Below are 20,004 nucleotides of genomic sequence, written 5' to 3'. Positions count from 1 at the left end.
GGTTTGATGAAATAACTTATCTATTCGCCATTCAACGATTGAAATGGGTTTTGATTTTTTATACGAAAAATTATGGGAAAAAGGAGGCAGATTTAATGGAATCAAATGGTGGGTCACTGCAAAAGAAATTGTTGCCGCGGCATATTAGCATGATGGCAATGGGAGGGGCAATAGGTACTGGGATTTTTAAAGGAAGTGCCGAAACCATATCGTTAGCAGGGCCAGGAGTCATTTTCACTTATATGTTTGCAGGATTATTACTTCTTGTAGTCATGGGAGCTATAGCAGAAATGGCAATCGCCTATCCAAATACGAATATGAAAGGTTTCGTTCAGAAAGCATTCGGTAAGCGTAGTTCCTTCATTATAGGCTGGATGTATTGTTTCATGTGGCTGTCCGTATGTGTCATTGAGGTAGTGGTTGCAGGAAGCTTCTTGCAGTATTGGCTCCCAGCAATCCCGTTATGGACATTGAGTTTAGGGTGTGCTGCTTTAATCATTGGGGTTAACATGATGAATGTTAAAAATTATGGTGAATTCGAATTTTGGTTTGCTGGCATTAAGATTACAATGATCATCCTATTCATTATTTTGGGAGCCTGTATTTTATTTGGGGCCATCCCAAGCGGCGGAGCTAATTACCTGCAAAACTTCACAGGGCACGGAGGGTTTTTCCCGAATGGGTGGATGTCCATCTTTTCGGCATTACTGATCGTTATGTTCTCATATGGCGGTTCTGAATTAATAGGGCTGACGGTAACGGAAGCAAAAGATGCTGAACGAATTTTACCGAAGGTCATTAAAAGTTATATTTGGAGAGTCGTATTATTTTTCACCTTACCGATACTTGTAATCTGCGGTCTGATTCCTTGGAACGAAATTAGCGACCAGGCAAGTCCGTTTGTACAAGTTTTGTCAATGTCCGGTTTTCAGGGATCTGCCCACATCATGAACTTCATTTTAATTACGGCCGTCTTATCTGCCGCTAACTCCGGAATATATGGGTGTACTCGAATGCTGCATTCTTTAGCTGCAGAAGGGGAGGCTCCCAGGTCATTCTCTTATGTATCAAAAAATGGCGTTCCCTTGTATAGTTTAATCCTAAGTGCCGTTGCATTGGTCGTCGGCTCCATGATTACCTACGTTGCCCAGGACAAGGCATTTACTTTATTAATGGCATTTCCGGGTTTTGTGGTATCACTTGTATGGATCAGCATTTGTTTAGCGCAGCTAAAACTTCGCAATTCATATCCTAAAGCTCCGAGTTTTAAATTGTGGGGCTTTCCATATGTAACTTTGTTTGCAGTAATCGCCTTAAGCATCATTTGTGTCACTTTCGTGTTCAGTGAACAGAATCGGATCAGCATCGTTGCCTGCCTTATTGTGTTGGCTACATTGATCTCCATTTCGATCTTTAAATTTAAAAGTGTGGATGAACAGGAAGCAACTATAGTAGAAAAGGAATCTTGTTAAATAAATCCACGTAAAAGATACGACATGGGCAAAGGCGTCTATGTCGTATCTTTTATCTATTAATCATCAATCATACTGCAACTTCATTTCGAAAGTTCATGTACTGGACGTTTTATTGATTGCATATTGTAAGGCGGTTATGAATCTCTCATTTTCAGGCTGAGTGCCAATGGTCACGCGGATCGTATTTTCATAACCTAGCAAATGACCAGAACGGATGATGACACCTTGAATCAATAGCTTCTCGAAAATGTCCCTGCCAGGATGGTTAAGTTCGACCATCAAGAAGTTGGCATGTGAAGGGAAGAATGTTAATCCCATCTTGCTTAGTTCGTTTTCTAAATATCTTCTTCCTTCCTCATTCTTACGGGCACATTGCTCAACAAATGTATGGTCATCTAGGGAAGCGAAGGCCGCAGCCTGTGCTAAACGGTTGGTATTGAAGGGTTCTTTCACTTTAACTAGCTCTTGTATGATGGAAGCATCCATTAAACCGTATCCAATCCTTAATGCAGCCAATCCATAAATCTTTGAAAAAGTGCGTAAGATGACCAGATTTGAATGGGCATTTAGAAGTGGCAAAGTTTCTAAATATTCTTCATCATTGACATACTCATAGTATGCTTCGTCAACGACCAGTAAAATATGTTTCGGCACCTTCTCGATAAAAGATCTTAATTTTTCTTTTTGAACAATCGTTCCTGTCGGATTATTGGGGTTACAGACAAAAATCATTCTTGTTTTTTCAGTTATGGCATCATACATACCCTGCAGGTCATGTACACCATTAATAAGAGATATTTTTACAGGTGTACCGCCGTCAATCAATACATTCGTTTCATACCGTGGAAATGTAACATCAGCCATGATGACTTCATCATTTTGTTGGATGTAGGTTCTTGTTAACAAACGTATCACTTCATCAGACCCATTTCCTAGGATGATTTGCTCTTGATTGATATTCAATTTCCTTGCCAGCTTTTCAGCTAATGACGGTGCCATTCCTTCAGGATAAAAGGAGGTTTGCTCCATTTCGATAAGCATGGCTTCTTTTGCTAGAGTTGAGTAACCGAATGGATTTTCATTGGATGCCAATTTAACGATCGTTTCAAGTCCCAGTTCGCGTTGGACTTCTTCAATTGGCTTACCGGAAACATATGGGCTTATGTCTTCAATGTTTTTTCGAACCGGGATTTTCGTAAAGGTCAATGCAGGTTCCTCCTTTAGTTGAATTCTGAATTTTCTTTTTCATTTACTAATTTTAATGATAGAATATTAACTGTTAAAATTACATACAAAAAAGAATGTTTTTTCACTTTCCATACAACATTTTAAAGATATATAAGCTAATATTCCTTCATTATGAAAGGCGGTTGCTTCATGGATGAAATAGATGTTTGTTTACTGGAACTTTTACAGATAAATGGACGCATTACGATTAGTGAACTATCGAAGAAATTGGCTCTCAGTCGGCCCAGTATTTCTGAACGTATGTATCGCCTGCAAGAAAAGGGAATCATTGAGGGGTTCAGTGCAAGGGTTTCACCACTGGCAATAGGAAGAGGCGTGCTCGTGTTCATTCAGGTAAGTGAACTTAAGGTTTCCGTTTCCGATTTCGAGCAGTTAGTTAAAAATGATTTAGACATTATCGAATGCCATCGTGTAACAGGAACAGTTGGATATTTTTTGAAAGCGGCTTTAGCTGATATGGACAGCATGAGATTACTTATAGATCGATTAATACCCTATGGACATCTGAATACTTCCGTAGTTTTGACATCCCCGGTGCCTTCCCGCTCCATTCTTCCAAGGATCAATGAAATGGAGGATCATGGTGCGAAATCCTAGCTGGAATTCAATTTATGCTGGTATATGACTCGAATGGACGTTCAAACTATGAAGTGTTTATAGGCTTTTTGCAAAAAGGAACGAGGCGAGATGCCTGTTCCTTTATTTGCGTTATTATAAATCCATCAATGCCCCGAAATATTGCTGGGCTGTTGTAAAACAAATGAATGCCAATAGTTCAGAAATCTCTTCATCACTGAATGCCTCCTTCAATACTTGGAAAAACTTTTCCTCCGTTTTTTCACGTTGAATGAGGAATACTTCTGCAAAGGCGATTGCATAGCTTTCTTTCGCATCTTCTGGCTTTAATGGAGTCCCTTTTGCCTGACAGTATGAACAGCCATTACCGTATGCCAGTACCCTTCTGACGTTTTCCTTTAACTCCTTCGATAGTTTACCATCCGCAGATATGCAATTTGAGAGGTCCGACCATTTATGCGAAATATCTTCTGAATGAAATAATCTTTGAAACGGACTGGAGCCAATCGACGAATTTTTTATTCTTGTCATGAACATCTCCCCCTTGAGATAATCCTAATATAAAAAAACAGGAATATTAATTACGCTTGTAAAATATTTCGGTTGAATATTGTATAAATATAAAGAAAAGGGGAGGAATAACTTCTAAATGAAAATAGATGAAAAAGACCGGAGCATCCTTGCTGAATTAACGCTGAATAGCCGGATTTCCATGAGGGAATTGGCAAAGAAAGTAAATCTATCTGCCCCCACCGTTACCGAGCGGGTACGGCAAATGGAGTCGTTCGGGATCATTAAAGGGTATGTTGCCGAGATTGATCATAAAAAGATTGGTTTTCCTATTGAATGTATCGTGGAAGCAACGATAAACAATGGGGAATATGAGAAATTCAAAAAGTATATCTCCAAGCTGTCGAATGTTGACTTTTGCTATCGAATTGCCGGGCAGGCTTGCTTTATGCTGAAAATCCACAGTGAGAGCCTTGAAGAAGTGGAGGAATTCATCAATCGGACAATTCCTTTTGCTGCAACCGTTACACATGTAATCCTTTCTCAAGTGGAGCTGAACAGGAATGAGTAATTATTAATGTTCAACTGATATGAAAATGGATGATTATAAATGGAAGAAAAAGAACGGTTTAACCGGTAAAAAAGGCATACGGGATCGCCTGAAAATTTTATTATGATTTGTGCTGCGCCTGGATTTTTTCAGGCGTTTTTTTATGATCAATGCTCCAGGTACTTGTATAAAAGGAAGTTTACCTTGAATAATATAGGTAATAACTAAGAACATGGATTGGAATTTGAAAAGATGGGGTGAGGTATATGGAGGGAAATGGCAACTTTAAACCTGAACTAGTCAGAGAAGCAGTTAATGTGATTGAAAATGTAGCTGGAACATATCCTGGTTATCGGCGGGTGCATGCAAGGGGATATGTTTATGAGGGGGTTTTTACCCCAAACGGAAAAGCGTCCCCATTAACGGTGGCTTCGCATCTTCAGGATGAAGCCGTGCCAGTGATCATTCGGTTTTCAAATAGCTCGCCGATTCCAAGCCATCCAGATGCCATATCCCCTGTAAAGGGCATGGCCGTCAAGTTTAAATTGCCGAATGGAGAGGCATCAGATCTCATTACTGTGACCATTCCGCTATTCTTTGCGAAAACACCGGAAGCGTTTGTTGATATTGCTAACTTTTTCAAGTCTGCAAAAGAAGGTTTCCCAAATTTGAAAGAGCTTGCAAAAATCCTGTTGAAATACCCTGAAAGCAAGGCAAGCCTGCAAATGCTTAAAGAAATGCGTTCTCCAGCCAGTTTTTCAACATGTCAATATTACTCCATTCATGCATTCTATTTCATTAACGCGGAGGGCCGGCGTCAGACCATTAAGTATGAGTGGGTACCTGATGCCGGCCTTAGTATGCTAGCAAAAGAGGAGGTAGCCAAGCATTCGGCAGATTATCTGAAAGAAGAAATGGAAGAGAGGCTCAAGCAAGGCCCTGTGGGCTTTAAATTGAACATTCAAATAGGAGGGGAAAATGACCCGTCTGACGACCCAACCACTGCTTGGTCGGAAGAAAAACAGGTAATAACGGTAGGCCATTTAGTAATTTCTAATAAATTGGAAGCGATTAGAGATCATTTATTGTTTGATCCAACCAATATTACTGAAGGAATCGAGTGCTCGGAAGATCCAATCTTACATTTTCGCCATAGGGCGTATGCCATTTCATATGAACGCCGGATAAATAACCAATGAAATGAAATCATGAAAAAGGGAAAATCCTTATTAGAGGGTTTTCCCTTTTTCGTAAGTTTACATTTTTCCGGATCTGAAAATGGTGTAAAGCATAAGTAAGAACATCAGGGTTGCAACGACAAATCCAATCTCGATAACAGGTATTTTCCATAGGATCAGGGTTTCCCCACCTATTGCCGAGCCAATAATGAGACCGACCATGATTATGCTGAATGCAAGCAGGATAATACTGAAAGAAAGCCTGTTCGAGATTTGATCAAGCTTATGCAAAAAAACTTGAAGTTCGGGAATATTGATATCCAGTCGCAATTTCCCTTTTTTTATGATACCTGTTACTTCCTTGATATCCTTGGGTAGTTCGGCAATGGCTTCAGCAGACTCAATGAATTGATTCCAAGCGTTCTTCGCAATGTTTTTTGGATTGTAGCGCTCCTTAAAAAGCCTTTCCCCGAAAGGTTCAGCTGCCTTCATGATGCTGAAATGCGGATCTAATCCTTCAACAATGGCCTCCATGGTAAGCAGAGCCTTGCCGAGCATCGTGAATTCTGGAGGGATTTGGACTTGGTGCCGATTGGCAACTGTGAACAGGTCATTGACCGCTCCGCCTAAGCTGATTTGGCTCAATGGGATATCATAATATTTATTTCGCAGTTCATCAATATCCACCCTTAATGGCACCATATCGGTTTCGTCCGTCAGAAGACCCATATCTGCAAGCGTCTTGATCAGTCCATTGGTGCTTCCGCGTTTCAGGTTGATGACAAGCGAGGCGAACTGATACTTCCTTTCATCCTCCAGACGTCCCACCATCCCGAAATCCATGAGTGCGACGACATTTCCTGGCAAAATGATGATGTTGCCAGGGTGGGGATCGCCGTGATAAAAGCCATCGATCAATATTTGCTGAAGCATGGAATTCGCTAATCTTTCTGCGATTTTCCGACGATCATAACCTTCATCATCAAGCTGTTTATAATGATTGATCTTAATTCCTTGAATGAATTCCATCGTCAGGACCCTTTTTGTGGAATACTCCCAATGGATCCTTGGTATCTTAAACCCTTGATTATCGATGAATTGCTTGGCTATTCTTTCCCCGTTTCGGCCCTCGGAGTTATAATCGAGTTCTGCGCGAAGTGATTTAGCGAATTCATCAATCATTTTTCTGATTTGGTAGCGTCTGGCCCAAGATATGCGTGCTTCCATCAGTCTTGCCAAATCATCGAGAATTTCCAAATCCGTTTCCACAGTCGGCAGAATATCGGGCCGCTGCACTTTGATTGCTACGACTTCCTGTGATGGAAGCCGTGCAGTATGGACCTGCCCAATCGAAGCGGTAGCCAGTGGGTTTTCATGGAATTCAAGAAAAATGTTTTCCAAGGAATCACCCAATTCGGCTTCAATAATTTTGCGAACCTTATCAAATGGAAAGGGGGTGACCTGGTCCTGTAGCTTTTCAAGTTCGCGGATGATTTCTTCCGGAACGAAGTCACGCCTCGTACTTGCAATCTGACCAAGTTTAATGAATGTAGGTCCTAGACTTTGTAAAATCGTATGCAGCCGCTCCCCGATTGAGCGGAGGTTCAGGTTTTCGTCGGGTTGGAGTTTCGATGCCGCTTTACTCTCGGATAATCCAAGGCGATAGATGAAGTAACCAAAACCATTTTTCAAGAAGGCATTAATGATTTCTTGGTAACGATGTGCGTGTTTCAGTCGCTTGCCAAACATTCAAGTACCTCCAAATCACGATTGTTGGTTCTGTTTCTCTAAAATTTGGATTCGGCGCTCTAAGTCCTGAACTTCTTCTTTGGTTGCTAAGTTTAGGCTGTTGAGCGCTTGATTGACTTTGGCCTTGACGGAATCATCCAGTTGTTTTTGGGCTTGTTCCCCTTTTTCGACCCAATTCTTAATAAGATCCTTGGAGTCTTCTTTGCTGATTTCGCCTTTTTTTACAAGAGAGTCCACTGCTTTTTCAATTTGATCCTTTGTAGCAGCGGCAGCACCTAATCCTAAAGAAAACACATTTTTTAATAAGTCCATTTTTAATTCCTCCAATATAAATTTTTTATACTATAAGAAAAATAATAGCGGGTGCCCTTCACCCTGGTTCTTTCTTGCTGTTTTTATTATCATACATCATTGGAGGCCGCTACAAAAATATAATGGGTCCTGCCGATTGTTGATGGGTAGGAAACGGATTTGTTGATCACTTAAGGAAGTGTTTGTAGTGAAGCGAATTGGATATTATGATAAGGAAAAATAAGCTGGCGAAAGTGAGGATGAATTGATGGGTTTCACAGATAAAACGGTGATTGTAACAGGCGCATCGAATGGTATAGGGAGAGGCGTGGCAAAGGGATTTGCAGAAAGCGGCGCATCGGTGGTTCTCGCAGATATGGACGAGCAGGAAGGTCGACTGTATGCGGAAGAGCTCAAAAATAATGAGCATGAAGCCATGTTCGTTAAAACGGATGTGCGCAAGGAAGCTGACATCAAGCATTTGATGGATGTAACCCTAAAAACATATAAGTCCATTGATATATTAATCAATAATGCAGGAAAGGCATTATTCAAACCGCTTTATGATCTGACGATTGAGGAATGGGACGATATGATGCATACGAATTTACGCAGTGTTTTCCTTTGTTCCCAGGCAGCGGCAGCATCAATGCGGAAAAACGAAATGGGGGGTGCAATCATCAATTTAGCATCAACTAGAGCAATAATGTCTGAGCCGGATTCGGAATCCTATGCTGCGACAAAAGGAGGGATCAAAGCACTGACCCATGCACTTGCCGCTTCTTTAGGCAAAGAGAAAATTACGGTCAATTCGATTTCTCCGGGCTGGATTGAAACGGGAGATTATGACTCGCTGAGGGCTGAAGATCATCAGCAGCATTTTTCCAATCGGGTTGGCAAACCGGAAGATATTGCAAGGGCCTGTCTTTATTTTACTGCAACGGAAAATGACTTCGTTACGGGTGCGGATCTTATCATCGATGGAGGCATGACAAGAAAAATGATGTACGAGGAGTAACCTCATTTTTTTCGATAAAGATATTGAAGTTCAGTTCCGAGCTCACGGTTGAGCAGCTTTTCCATTTCTACAAGCTCTTTTATGCCGATAGGGGCATCGAGAGCTGTCCAGTGAACGGTATAAACAAAATAGTAATCTCTAATTTTTCGGAAAATAACCGGCGAATTCGGAAATTGATCAAAAATTGCCCTGATATTATAGCGCCTCATGTAGGACCACTTGACAAGCTGCATGTAGATATCCATCCTTTACAAAAGAGATCAATGGCTGCCATGATGGCAGCCATTGGTCCGGTTCTTATTTATCGTTGAATAAATTGAATAAACCTCTAGTAACACTGCCTTCGTCAGAAGATCCGCCATTTTGCGGCATTGCAGCAAATACACGGCTGGCAAGACGGCTGAATGGCAAAGATTGCACCCAGACGGTTCCAGGTCCTTTTAATGTTGCAAAGAATAAACCTTCGCCTCCGAATAAAGCGGTTTTCACGCCTTTTACGAATTCAATATTATAATCTACCCCGCTAGTCATCGCTACTAAACATCCTGTATCCACGCGTAAGATCTCTCCTGCAACCAATTCTTTTTTATGGATCGTGCCACCGGCATGCACGAAGGTCATTCCATCTCCTTCAAGCTTTTGCATGATGAAACCTTCACCGCCAAAAAAGCCAGTTCCTATTTTTCTCTGAAACTCAATTCCGACAGAAACACCTTTAGCTGCAGCAAGGAATGCGTCTTTTTGACAAATGATTTTCCCGCCGAGCTCACTTAAATCCATCGGAATGATTTTACCTGGATAAGGTGAAGCAAAGGAAACGCGTTTTTTATCATGCCCTTCGTTTGTAAAGGCGGTCATGAAAAGACTTTCTCCAGTAAGAAGCCTTTTACCAGCACCAAATAGCTTGCCCATCATTCCGCTGTCACTATTCGAAGACCCATCACCAAAGATGGTTTCCATCTTGATTTGATCTTCCATCATCATTAAACTTCCAGCCTCTGCAATCACCGTTTCCTGAGGATCCAATTCCACTTCAACAAACTGCATGTCATCTCCATATAATTTAAAATCTATTTCATGATTATTCATTTTCCATTCCTCCTATCCATCTCATTTTCATTGTAAAAGATAATCTCTTAACCTGCCAATATTTTTCAAATTTTCGTCGTACCATATATATTTTTGGTTTTCACGGGTATATCTAGTAATATGAAGAAAGAAAAAACAGCAGGACACTTAAGAAACTTAAGTGTAGGAGGAGACAACCATGGATACTTACATATTATCATTGGATCAGGGAACGACAAGTTCCCGGGCCGTTTTATTTAATAAAAGAGGGGAAGTTTTGCATATTGCCCAAAAGGAATTCACCCAATATTTCCCGAATCCTGGATGGGTGGAGCATAATGCAAATGAAATTTGGGGTTCCGTTTTATCGGTAATCGCTTCCTGTTTATCGGAAATGAATGTAAAACCGGAACAGATTGCTGGGATTGGCATAACGAATCAACGGGAGACGACCGTGGTATGGGATAAAGAAACAGGTCAGCCGATTCATCATGCAATCGTCTGGCAATCCAGGCAGACAAGCGAAATTTGCGAGCGATTGAAGAATGAGGGTCTTGATGACTTATTTTTACGGAAAACCGGTTTGTTGATTGATGCTTATTTTTCCGGTACAAAGGTGAAGTGGATTCTCGACCATGTAGATGGGGCACGGGAAAAAGCTGAAAACGGAGACTTATTGTTTGGTACGATCGATACGTGGCTGATATGGAAACTTTCGGGTGGTAAAGCCCATGTAACCGATTATTCGAATGCTTCAAGGACGCTGATGTATAACATTCATGATTTGAAGTGGGACGAAGAGCTTCTGGAAATTCTGCAAGTACCGCAATCGATGCTGCCGGATGTTCGTTCTTCATCGGAGGTATATGGGAATACAGCGCCACATCATTTCTTTGGCCACGAAATCCCGATTGCCGGGGCAGCGGGAGATCAACAGGCCGCTTTGTTCGGCCAAGAATGTTTTGAAAAAGGAATGGCCAAGAATACGTATGGCACCGGATGTTTTATGCTGATGAATACAGGAGAAAAGGCAGTGAAATCAGAGCATGGCCTATTGACCACGATTGCATGGGGGCTGAACGGAAAAGTCGAATATGCATTGGAAGGCAGTGTTTTTGTTGCAGGTTCGGCCATACAATGGTTAAGGGACGGGTTGAAACTCTTGAATGATTCGAAAGACAGTGAAATGTATGCAAAACGGGTCACTTCAGCTGATGGCGTCTATGTCGTCCCAGCATTTGTTGGGTTAGGTACCCCTTATTGGGATAGTGATGTCAGGGGAGCGGTATTCGGATTAACCAGGGGGACATCGAAGGAGCATTTCGTCCGGGCAACATTGGAAGCTTTGGCCTACCAGACAAAAGATGTCCTTTGCGCCATGGAAGTCGATTCAGGGATTAACCTAAAGGCATTGAGGGTTGATGGCGGGGTTGTCAAGAACAACTTCTTGATGGAATTCCAAAGCGGCCTCTTGAATGTACCAGTCGAAAGGCCGGTTATTAGTGAGACGACAGCGTTAGGGGCAGCGTATTTAGCTGGGCTAGCAGTCGGTTATTGGGAAAGCCAGGAAGAGATTTCAAAGCTAGGGGCAGTCGATAAGAAATTCGAACCCGAGATGGAAGAGCAGGAACGGAAGGATTTATATAATGGCTGGAAAAAGGCCGTTCAGGCGGCAAGGGTTTTTAAATGTAAGTAAGGGTATTAATAGTAAGGAGATGAATATAGAACGACGAACTTAAAAAAAGGGGTGGTATTATGTTAGTTAAGGATTTCATGATAAGGGAAGTCTATGTAGCCCGTCCTGATTTTACATTAAAGGAAATTCTGCGAATTTTGATCGAAAATAAAGTGGGCGGGGTCCCGGTTGTGGATGAACGCGACAAGCTATTGGGAATGGTGACAGACGGGGATATCCTTCGTTATTTGAAACCTGCTGAGGAAGCCATCCTGGGGTATTTCACATACATTACGATTCTTCCTGGTGAAGAATTGGATGAAAAGGTTACATCCAAAATGAATGATAAAGTCTCACAAATCATAAAAAATAAAAGAATTACAAAGCTATCCCCCGAAGATCCGTTAGATGAATTGATAAAGGTCCTTTCCAAGCATCATTTCAAGAAAATCCCTGTCGTCGACAAAAATGATAAAGTCGTCGGCATCATCAGCAGGGGAGATGCACTCAGGGCTCTATATAAGGAATTCGTTCAAAAGCTGGAATAGCGAAAATATGAATAAAAAGGCCTGCTCGCAATCGAGCAGGCCCAGTTTGTAAACGATCATTGAGTGCTTTCTACATCCTTGTCTGAATCTGACTTACCTTTTAATCTATCTTCCTTTAATTTAAAGTAGGCGTCCATTACTTTCGCCCCGATTCGTTTGTTAATATCGTCAGCAGGCTTGCCTTGATAGGCCCATGGCACGACGACAGAGAATGCCACTTCCGGGTTATTGTTTGGTGCATAACCTGCAAGTGTTAGATTAGTGGTATCCATTGGTTTACTATATTGATTTCTCCGCGGTCCGTCGTAAAAGGCTTCGGCTGTCCCTGTTTTGGCTGCAGCACGGTATGATTTACCGCCGAAATGACTATATGCTGTCCCGCCTGGCTCCTGGGCAACCTGTCTGAATCCTTCCTGGACACGTTGGATCCAAATATCTTTCCCGCCTAAATCGTTTAATACATGGGGACTCATCGTTTTATAAACGCTCCCCAATTCATTGTGTTCATTGGATGGATTCCTGATTTCTTTAACCATATGGGGCTCCAGCCTTTTTCCTCCGTTTGCAATCGTCGATGCGTACTGTGCCAATTGCATAGGAGTATATGTATCATACTGTCCAATCGAAAAATCCAGCAGCAACCCGTCTTTTGACATATCGGTTCCTTTAAACCCGACGGATTCATTAGGCAGATCGATGCCAGTACGGACACCCAAGCCGAATTGGGCAAAATGATTCCGCATGATGGAATAAGCTTCCCGGTTAATCCCTAACGGCACTTTAGGAATATAATGACCGCCGGCAATTCTGATCGCCGTATAGAACATATAGACATTCGACGATTTTTTTAATGCAGAAACATCCGATACATACCCTAATGGGCTATAAGATTTTTTGGGTGGAGCACCAGCTAATAAAAGTGGATGGTCATGAAACGTCGTCCCTGGCGCGATGGCTCCAGTTTGAAAGCCCGTGTAGACCGTAGCTCCTTTAACAGATGAGCCTATCGTATAGGAGGTCGTAATGTTTCCAAGGGCGAAATCGTTCATTTCGGTCAAGCCGGTTTTACTGTTGCGGTCGTATTGCCTGCCGGCCATCGTAAGCACCTCTCCTGTATTCGGGTCCATTAAAACGACGAAGGCCCGATCCAAAAAGTAGGTATTTCCCCTAGCCTTAGTTTTGCGCAATTCGCTCTCGATGATCTTTTCAACCTTTTGTTGCAGCTCCATATCGATTGTCAGGACCAAGTCTTTTCCGCTTTGCCCTTCAGTAAGGGTATTCGTTTCGATGACTTCCCCTTTGCTCAGCACATTTTCAACCCGCGTCTTTTGGCCGCGCAGGACATCTTCATATTGTTTTTCGAGATAACTTTTTCCGACCCGATCATTCCTGGTATAGTCGCGTGCCAGATAATAGTTAATATTTTCACTGGGAATCCCTTCTTCGGAAGAAGAGACTTTGCCCAGAACCGAGCGGAGGGTCTCGTCATACTTATAGGTCCTTTCCCAATCCGTCGTTACGTCCACGCCTGGCATTTCATCCAAATGTTCACTAACCCTGGCGTATTCTTTTGTAGTGACATCTTTATTCTTCACGATGGACGGAGTGAGGGCATAGCCACTATTGAATTCCCGGAAGATGGCTATCACTTCCAATTCATCCTTGGTGAATTCCTTGATATTCTCTTCGGTAACCCGATCCATTTGAAGTTTGTATAAATCTTTTTGCTCCAGTTTCTTTTCGACTACTTTCTGCCTCTCGGCCTTGGTGATCAAAGCTTCAGCTTTTTTCGGATGTTTTAAAATCCAAAAGTCCTTTTTATCCGGCAATGTTACCTTTTTCGTATCTTTTTCTATCAAGGTAGCAAGGACCTCGGCCGTTTTAACCATATCGGCCGTTTTCGTATTCGGGTATTTCGTATAAGTAATGGCATTGCGTGGCTCATTATCAACGACCGGATTCAAGTTCCGGTCATACATTTTCCCACGGGGAACGGGGGTATTGGCCACATCATTTTCCGTTCGATCGACTTCGCGGAGGTAATCATCCCCATACACAATTTGGACGATGCCAAGCCGGATTATTAAGCTTGAAAATAAAATGAATATTAAAAAGAACAAAATGTTCAGTCGGAAAGGAATTGGGGTTTTTTTCTTTTTTTCTTTGGCCATCATTAACATTCCTTTCTAGTAAAAGTAAAAAATAAGAAAATTCCTATCTCTAATGATATATAAAATTAACTTATATTTCTATGCTTTATCCGTAAATTTATCTATATTTCCAAAATATAGTTTAGAAGTTATAACATTCCTAGTAATTGCACAATTGGGAAAATTGAGATGAATTAATGATCGATGATTTAGGAAGGTTTTTAATAGATAAAGAGAGGGCGAAGAATACGCGGCAATTATATAGAAGAGTTGCATTATCGAGTAGCTCATGTGAAAAAGGGAAGCTCAAATCAAAGTGCTTTGGAAGGAGGTCATGGTAAATGAACGATCAAGGACTTTTAACCTTAGAGAATTCATCCACGATGCCTTAAGTACCATGGTTTTTTATTCAAGCATTAATTTGCTTCATACTTCCGAATGGGAGCTTGAGTCTCCACACTGATTGTCTCTTTGAAATATCCGCATAGCTCAAGCCACTTTTCAGGGTAAATATAGATGAAACGTTCCATCGCAGCTAGAGAGTGAAGCACCAGGCAATCGATTTGACACTTTTTTCGATTCTGTAAATTGAAAAGAAGCTCATGTGGGATGGTGTAATAAGGATGGATTTGATACGGATTCAATATGACCGGGGAAATATTATTTTCGTCTATATACTTGTCCGTCATGATCTTTTGGATTGCAAAGCTTTCATTCGTTTGTAAATCCCCGATATTGTAGTTTGGATTCAATAGTACAATGCCTCTCATTCGATTCACCCAATCTTTTTGCTAACCATTCTTGCCAAATGGAGGATGGGATATTCAAAGTAAGAGGCTTGATAGAAAATGGCTTTCATTCCGTAAAGGGTTTTGAGATGCTTTACAATTTTCGAGCACTTTGTTGGTCAGGTCCGTTTTTTAATAATCGGTGAACTTCTTAAATCTTTTATGAAGCTTTCATTCGTGAACCAATCCTTTGTTCATTAATGATAAGGGATGTTGTCAAAAGGGGTAAATGGGGTTCCTCGATGGAAGATTCCCAAATCGGGGCCATAAATCTCGAAATGTGGAATGCCGGGAAATATTTTCCTATTGGAAGTTCTTGTTGTTTAGAATGTTCATTTAAAAGCAGCTGGGGGAAGGCATCGGCTTCGGTTCGAACGCTTTTTACAAGAGCCGATTCCTTAGGTAAAAAAGCTCTTTTTGTATATGGGATTTTAGCGTGTCATATCTTTCAGCATCGATGATGGGTTTTGTTTTGACAGGGAGTTTGCCTAACAGCTTCTGCATATATTGCGAGAACATACAATCACCACAATGTTTTTCGATCATTATATGCAGAGCCGTCAAGAAAGGGGCGTTCCATTTGCAACGCCCTCAAGTTGAGTGTTGATGGTTTTCTTTCGTCATCGGTTATTTTTCTTCTTCTTTTCCCGGTACAATAAAATATAATAAACTATCCAGAAAAGTAACACAGGAATGAAGGATAAAGGTCTATATTGGACTGGTACGGCAAATAAGATGAAAATGGATGATAATAAAAAGGGAACCGCTAGGAGTATATATTTTCTCCATGGCATATGCTGAACCTCCTTAGGTTACGTCATTCTTATAAGAATAAAGGATTATCCATCAATAATCTAGAAAAGTCACAATTGACAAAAATATACACACGTAGTAATCTTTTAATATAAGTTAAAAATTACCATTAATCAAAGAAAAGGAGGCGAACGTCATGACTAAATCAGTTAAGCACATAGATATCACAATTGAATATCATACGTCCGCCTGCCCTGAAACTTTGTCTTTCTAGACAAAGGATTGAGAACGTGCACATTGATCATTTTAAAGCGCAGGTTGTGGAGTTTTCGCGGCCTGCGCCTTTATATGTGTTCTTACACATCTAAAAAAGCTTCCGCTATTTGGCGGAGGCTTTTTGGCTTTGGGGATACAGGTGAAATAGCAGCCTTTCCAAATAAAAGATAGGAGGAGTTTTAAATGAGACAAATGATATTGGGAGTATTACTGCAGCCCGGAGATCCAGAAAGCGGTTAGTGAAGGGAAAGGTTTTAAAAAAAGGGAGGGGAATTCATGTTTGCGATTTTTAAAAAGCTGTCCTGGTTCTTTAAAGAACAGTGGCAGCGCTATACCTATGCCATTTTATTTCTATGTCTAGTGAATATCCTGGAGGTTATCCCGCCAAAGCTCGTCGGAAATGCCATCGATGATATGAACAATGGCAGCATGACGCAGGAAGGTGTCATGAAATACGTTGTTTATTTGCTCATGGTACTGGGCGGAGGCTACCTATTTGGTTACTTATGGAGTTATCTGTTATTTGGCGGCGGAAACTTGGTCGAACGAAAAATAAGGTCCGGATTTATGGGCCATTTGCTGAAAATGACGCCGACTTTTTATGAAAAAAACCGTACAGGGGATTTAATGGCCAGGGCAACCAATGATTTAAAGGCAATATCCCTCACAGCTGGTTTCGGGATATTGACGCTCGTTGACTCGGTTCTGTTCACTATTACGGTTGTGGTCATGATGGGCGCCACCATCAGCTGGGAGTTGACGATTGCGGCGGTGCTGCCACTTCCGATCATGGCAGTGATGATGCAAATCTACGTGAAGAAAATTTACAAACGTTTTACGGATGCACAAGCAGCCTTTGGTTCTTTAAATGACAAGGTCCTTGAATCTATTTCAGGTGTCCGTGTCATCCGGGCCTATGTCCAGGAACGGGAGGATGAAAAGCGATTTGATGAAATGACAGAGGATGTTTATCGCAAAAATCTCGCGGTGGCAAGAATCGACGCTCTCTTCGATCCGACGATAAGCATTATCATCGGCATCAGTTATTTAATCGGTTTGGGCTACGGGGCTTATCTTGTTTTTCAACAAGCCATAACGCTTGGCGGACTTGTTTCGTTCAATGTTTACCTAGGTATGTTAATTTGGCCGATGATCGCGGTGGGTGAACTGATCAATGTCATGCAAAGGGGAAATGCTTCGCTTGACCGTGTTCAAGACACCCTTTCATATGAGGTGGATGTGAAGAACTCATTGGGTCTGGAGAGTATTCCGAATCCGGAAAATATCCAATTCAATTCCGTGTTTTTTACATACCCATCCTCAACAGTTGTGAATCTATCCAATATTTCCGTTCAGCTTGAGCGTGGTCAAACATTAGGGATAGTTGGGAAGACGGGAAGTGGAAAAACGACATTCGTGAAGCAATTGCTGCGGGAATATCCTTTAGGAAGAGGCGAAATTGCTTTTGCAGGCATGCCGCTAGAGCAGCTGGACCTTGAAGATATTCGAAATTGGATTGGCTATGTCCCACAGGACCATTTTTTATTCTCAAAGTCTGTGAGGGAAAATATCTTATTCGGTAAAATGGATGCAACGGAAGATGAACTGGCTGAAGCTATCCGGCTTGCGGATTTTGAGAAGGACTTAATGATGCTGCCCAACCGCCTTGAGACACTAGTCGGTGAGAAGGGTGTCGCTCTATCTGGAGGGCAAAAGCAGAGGATCTCGATTGCCAGGGCACTTATCAAAAATCCGGAAATATTAATATTGGATGATTCCTTATCCGCTGTGGATGCGAAAACGGAAACGACCATCATTGAAAATATCCAAAATGAACGGGCAGGGAAAACGACCATCATCACAACCCATCGCTTATCAGCCGTTCAGCACGCGGATAGGATTATCGTGTTGGATGGCGGAGAGATCATCGAAGAGGGGACTCACGAAGATTTACTGAAGAATAATGGCTGGTATAGGGAGCAATACGAGCGGCAGCAGGTTAACGAAGGAACGGAGGTGAAGGGATGAAGGTCGTAAAGAAACTTTTTAATTATGCTGCCCTTTATAAAAAATTGATCATTTTCGCCCTGATTATGCTGGCAATTTCGGTAGCGGCCGATTTAACGGGTCCGTTTGTTGCCAAGAAAATCATCGATTCACATATACTTGGCATCGAATCCTCCTGGTATAAATCGGTTAAAGGAAAAGATGCTGTGGAGTATGAAGAAAATTGGTATAAACGGGCTGATTACTTTACTGAAGGTGAGAAGAAAGGTAGGGAAGTCCACGTTCTGCAGGTCGGCAACCAATTTGTCTTCGTAAATGAAGCTGTACCTATGGATGGCCGCAGAACCTTGGAGAACCAATCGTTGATCATCAAGAAAGACGGGAAAGAGCAACGGGCGCATGCAGTGAAGCTGACCAGTCAGGAAGTGCTGCGGTTTTACCAACCGGAAATTCCGCAGATCCTTAAGCTTGTTGCTTTTTACTTTGGCCTTGTCATCATTTCTTCCATTTTTCAATATGGGCAGAGTTTTTATTTGCAGAAAGCGGCCAACCGAATCATTCAGAAGATGCGAAATGATATTTTTAAGCATATTTCCCGTTTACCGATACGTTATTTCGATAATATGCCAGCGGGAAAAGTTGTAGCCAGGGTCACTAATGATACGGAAGCGATCCGGGAATTATATGTAACCGTGCTCGCTAACTTTTTCTCGAGCACGATTAATATCTTCGGCGTTCTCATTGCTTTGTTTATTCTGGATGCACGTGTCGGTGCTATTGGCCTTTTACTTATTCCAATCATCGTTATCTGGACGACGGTATACCGTAAATTCGCCTCGAAATATAATCACATCATTAGGGAACGGGTCAGCGATATTAATGGGATGATCAATGAATCCATTTCTGGAATGAGCATCATTCAGGCATTTGGACGTGAAAAGGAAACGAAGCAAACATTTGAAAATTTGAACCGCGAGCATTACTTCTATCAAAATAAAATGCTCCATTTGAATTCGTTGACGGGTGGAAACTTGATTGGTGTCATCAAGGTTTTGGCGCTAATGGCATTCGTCTGGTATTTCGGAGGGATTTCCCTTACAGCGAGTTCAGCCATTTCTTTAGGAATGATGTATGCAATTGTTGATTTGATCAGCCGACTGCTTCATCCGCTTCACGGAATCGTCAATCAATTTGCTAAACTAGAACAGGCACTTGTTGCAGGGGAGCGGGCATTCAGTTTATTGGATAAACAGGGATTGGCAGTCAGTGATGAAAACATGTCCAGATACAAAGGAAACGTGCAATTTGAAAATGTTTCTTTTGGCTATAAGGATGATGAATATGTGTTAAGGGATATTTCCTTCTCAGCCAAACAAGGGGAAACGGTCGCTTTAGTAGGCCATACTGGATCAGGAAAAAGTTCCATAATGAATTTACTGTTCCGTTTTTATGACAGCAGCGAAGGGCAAATCAAAATTGATGGCATGAATATTTTGGATATCCCCCATCAAACGCTTAGGGAGCATATGGGAATCGTCCTTCAGGATCCCTATTTATTTACTGGCACCATCGCTTCCAATATCAGTCTGAATCATAAAGGCATCACAAGGGAAATGGTTGAAAAATCATTAAAAGATGTAGGAGGGGACAAAGTGCTGAAGCATCTTCCCTTAGGGCTGGATGAACCCGTGATTGAAAAAGGAGGAACGTTATCTTCCGGACAGAGGCAGCTAATCTCTTTTGCACGTGCTCTTGCATTCAATCCGGCGATTCTGATATTGGATGAAGCGACAGCAAGCATCGACACCGAAACCGAGGCAATTATCCAGGAGGGAATGGATGTGCTGAAAAAAGGGAGAACGACCTTCATCATTGCCCATAGACTTTCCACGATTAAAAATGCCGACCAAATTCTTGTACTGGATAAAGGGCGGATTTCCGAGCAAGGTACACATGAAGAATTAATGGAGTTAAAAGGGATTTATTATCAAATGTATGAACTGCAGGCTGGTCCGCATAACGGGATGGTCGGTTGAAGCACAATTGAATAAGTATGGATAATCAAGATTAAACTATAATGAGGGTGCCGGTTATTGGCACCTTCAAGCAAAATTATTGATAATAGTAATCATTTCGTTTAACCT

18 protein-coding genes are annotated in these 20,004 nt (G+C 41.8%); 9 read left to right on the top strand and 9 right to left on the bottom strand.

The window, feature by feature from the left end:
- The first annotated feature begins 95 nt into the window (after window positions 1-95).
- Window positions 96-1,472, top strand: a complete 1,377-nt coding sequence (locus ACQKKK_RS05320; protein WP_427614594.1) for an amino acid permease — start codon at window positions 96-98, stop codon at window positions 1,470-1,472.
- Between the two features lie 96 nt (window positions 1,473-1,568).
- Here the strand turns inward: ACQKKK_RS05320 and hisC are convergent, their stop codons facing one another.
- On the bottom strand, window positions 1,569-2,681 hold the full coding sequence (gene hisC / locus ACQKKK_RS05315) for a histidinol-phosphate transaminase (RefSeq protein WP_427614592.1): 1,113 nt from the start codon (window positions 2,679-2,681) through the stop codon (window positions 1,569-1,571).
- Window positions 2,682-2,852: 171 nt separating this feature from the next.
- On the opposite strand from hisC, the gene ACQKKK_RS05310 reads away from it, so the two are divergent.
- Window positions 2,853-3,320 (top strand): Lrp/AsnC family transcriptional regulator, encoded by a 468-nt coding sequence (locus ACQKKK_RS05310; RefSeq protein WP_427614590.1) that lies wholly within the window; start codon window positions 2,853-2,855, stop codon window positions 3,318-3,320.
- 114 nt (window positions 3,321-3,434) lie between these two features.
- On the opposite strand, the gene ACQKKK_RS05305 is transcribed toward ACQKKK_RS05310, so the two are convergent.
- On the bottom strand, window positions 3,435-3,830 hold the full coding sequence (locus ACQKKK_RS05305) for a carboxymuconolactone decarboxylase family protein (protein ID WP_427614589.1): 396 nt from the start codon (window positions 3,828-3,830) through the stop codon (window positions 3,435-3,437).
- A 118-nt stretch (window positions 3,831-3,948) separates the two neighbouring features.
- Here ACQKKK_RS05305 and ACQKKK_RS05300 point away from each other — a divergent pair, with 118 nt between their 5' ends.
- Both ACQKKK_RS05300 and ACQKKK_RS05295 read left to right on the top strand, forming a co-directional pair.
- Window positions 3,949-4,380, top strand: a complete 432-nt coding sequence (locus ACQKKK_RS05300) for an Lrp/AsnC family transcriptional regulator (RefSeq protein WP_427614587.1) — start codon at window positions 3,949-3,951, stop codon at window positions 4,378-4,380.
- A 245-nt stretch (window positions 4,381-4,625) separates the two neighbouring features.
- A complete protein-coding gene (locus tag ACQKKK_RS05295) occupies window positions 4,626-5,558 on the top strand; it encodes a catalase family peroxidase (RefSeq protein WP_427614585.1) in 933 nt (310 codons plus the stop codon).
- A 57-nt stretch (window positions 5,559-5,615) separates the two neighbouring features.
- Here ACQKKK_RS05295 and ACQKKK_RS05290 read toward each other — a convergent pair whose 3' ends face one another.
- On the bottom strand, window positions 5,616-7,286 hold the full coding sequence (locus ACQKKK_RS05290; RefSeq protein ID WP_427614583.1) for an ABC1 kinase family protein: 1,671 nt from the start codon (window positions 7,284-7,286) through the stop codon (window positions 5,616-5,618).
- Between the two features lie 15 nt (window positions 7,287-7,301).
- Entirely contained in the window at window positions 7,302-7,598 is a 297-nt protein-coding gene (locus ACQKKK_RS05285; RefSeq protein WP_427614581.1) for a phasin family protein, read from the bottom strand.
- A gap of 247 nt (window positions 7,599-7,845) precedes the next feature.
- Here ACQKKK_RS05285 and ACQKKK_RS05280 point away from each other — a divergent pair, with 247 nt between their 5' ends.
- A complete protein-coding gene (locus ACQKKK_RS05280) occupies window positions 7,846-8,595 on the top strand; it encodes an SDR family NAD(P)-dependent oxidoreductase (RefSeq protein WP_427614579.1) in 750 nt (249 codons plus the stop codon).
- 2 nt (window positions 8,596-8,597) lie between these two features.
- Here the strand turns inward: ACQKKK_RS05280 and ACQKKK_RS05275 are convergent, their stop codons facing one another.
- Both ACQKKK_RS05275 and ACQKKK_RS05270 read right to left on the bottom strand, forming a co-directional pair.
- A complete protein-coding gene (locus ACQKKK_RS05275; RefSeq protein ID WP_427614577.1) occupies window positions 8,598-8,828 on the bottom strand; it encodes a hypothetical protein in 231 nt (76 codons plus the stop codon).
- Between the two features lie 64 nt (window positions 8,829-8,892).
- Window positions 8,893-9,684 (bottom strand): TIGR00266 family protein, encoded by a 792-nt coding sequence (locus tag ACQKKK_RS05270; protein ID WP_427614576.1) that lies wholly within the window; start codon window positions 9,682-9,684, stop codon window positions 8,893-8,895.
- A gap of 178 nt (window positions 9,685-9,862) precedes the next feature.
- Between ACQKKK_RS05270 and glpK the strand changes: the two genes are divergently transcribed.
- On the top strand, window positions 9,863-11,359 hold the full coding sequence (gene glpK, locus ACQKKK_RS05265; RefSeq protein ID WP_427614574.1) for a glycerol kinase GlpK: 1,497 nt from the start codon (window positions 9,863-9,865) through the stop codon (window positions 11,357-11,359).
- 59 nt (window positions 11,360-11,418) lie between these two features.
- Window positions 11,419-11,886: a CBS domain-containing protein gene (locus tag ACQKKK_RS05260; RefSeq protein WP_427614573.1), complete on the top strand. Its 468-nt coding sequence runs from the start codon at window positions 11,419-11,421 to the stop codon at window positions 11,884-11,886.
- Window positions 11,887-11,942: 56 nt separating this feature from the next.
- Here ACQKKK_RS05260 and ACQKKK_RS05255 read toward each other — a convergent pair whose 3' ends face one another.
- The 3 genes from ACQKKK_RS05255 to ACQKKK_RS05245 form a co-directional block, all read right to left on the bottom strand.
- A complete protein-coding gene (locus tag ACQKKK_RS05255; protein ID WP_427614805.1) occupies window positions 11,943-14,057 on the bottom strand; it encodes a peptidoglycan D,D-transpeptidase FtsI family protein in 2,115 nt (704 codons plus the stop codon).
- 395 nt (window positions 14,058-14,452) lie between these two features.
- Complete coding sequence (locus ACQKKK_RS05250; protein WP_427614571.1) at window positions 14,453-14,806, bottom strand: hypothetical protein; 354 nt, start codon at window positions 14,804-14,806, stop codon at window positions 14,453-14,455.
- A 178-nt stretch (window positions 14,807-14,984) separates the two neighbouring features.
- Complete coding sequence (locus tag ACQKKK_RS05245) at window positions 14,985-15,254, bottom strand: DUF2515 family protein (protein WP_427614803.1); 270 nt, start codon at window positions 15,252-15,254, stop codon at window positions 14,985-14,987.
- Window positions 15,255-16,129: 875 nt separating this feature from the next.
- Here ACQKKK_RS05245 and ACQKKK_RS05240 point away from each other — a divergent pair.
- Window positions 16,130-17,881 (top strand): ABC transporter ATP-binding protein, encoded by a 1,752-nt coding sequence (locus ACQKKK_RS05240; protein ID WP_427614570.1) that lies wholly within the window; start codon window positions 16,130-16,132, stop codon window positions 17,879-17,881.
- Window positions 17,878-19,896, top strand: coding sequence for an ABC transporter ATP-binding protein (locus ACQKKK_RS05235; protein WP_427614568.1), 2,019 nt, complete (start codon window positions 17,878-17,880; stop codon window positions 19,894-19,896). Before ACQKKK_RS05240 ends, ACQKKK_RS05235 begins: the two co-directional genes overlap by 4 nt.
- Window positions 19,897-20,004 lie beyond the last annotated feature (108 nt).

This window comes from Peribacillus sp. NPDC006672 (assembly GCF_050274955.1).
Classification (GTDB): Bacteria; Bacillota; Bacilli; order Bacillales; family DSM-1321; genus Peribacillus.
Note: the sequence above shows the minus strand (reverse complement) of the source record. Positions and strands in the feature narration are given on the sequence as shown.